Origin of the sequence: Gelidibacter japonicus, assembly GCF_010725055.1 — a bacterium.
In the GTDB taxonomy this organism is placed as follows: Bacteria; Bacteroidota; Bacteroidia; order Flavobacteriales; family Flavobacteriaceae; genus Gelidibacter; species Gelidibacter japonicus.
Map to the genome: position 1 here is coordinate 1 of NZ_BJKB01000057.1, position 835 is coordinate 835.

The window sequence follows — 835 nt, forward strand, 5'->3', positions numbered from 1 at the left end:
ATATCCAATTGCTGAAGTACCCGTTTGTTTTCTTCCACGCCAGAGTGGGGCATGGAGGTAGGCATCAACAAAAAGGAACCTTCATTTAAGGAAGGCATAAATTCCTTACCTGTATTTTGCCAAATCATAATTCCAAAAACAACGATAAGAGCTGGTATAGACAGGAACACTAACTTGTTGCGAAGTGCCCAACCGAGGATACGCGTATAGTAATGCATAAACAACCAGAATACGCCCAAAAGACCAAAACAGATCAATCCAACAAATATAAGGTTCCAGAAGATGCTTTTATCCACGCCAAGTGGGCGCCAGAATTCTGCCAAAAGGAAGACTACAGCCAAGGCCGAAATAAATATATTGATGCTATTGGCCCGCTCGTCAGTTAGTGTTAACCTGTTAGATATTTTAGAAGCAGTCCCTTCATCCTTTAACAGCGCAGTGATACCGAATCCTATTAAGATCAGGCCCAACCAAAACCCAAAAACTATGGCTGCAAGGCCTATGATGACCAATAATCCACTGATTATAGTGGCAGTTACCTTTTTTAAACTTGTTCTTCGGAACAAGTAGGCCGCAAACGGAGGAATCAGAAATAGCGCCACGATAAATGATGCGGCGATAGCCATGGTTTTGGTAAAGGCCAAGGGTCTGAATAATTTGCCTTCCGCACCGATCATTGTGAACACTGGAACAAAACTGATGATGGTTGTTAATACTGCAGTAAGAATAGCACTTGAAACTTCGGCACTTCCCTCGTAGACCACTGTGTTAATCGATTTTTTAATCCCCGTCAGGCTATAGCGTTCTTTTTCTTCATCGAGATGTCGGATGATAT

Annotated in this window: 1 protein-coding gene; it reads right to left on the minus strand. The window is 42.4% G+C overall.

Going from position 1 to position 835, the window contains the following annotated elements; translation table 11 throughout:
* The coding region (locus G6N06_RS19635; protein WP_163518396.1) for an efflux RND transporter permease subunit at positions 1-835 on the minus strand (835 nt) is incomplete at both ends.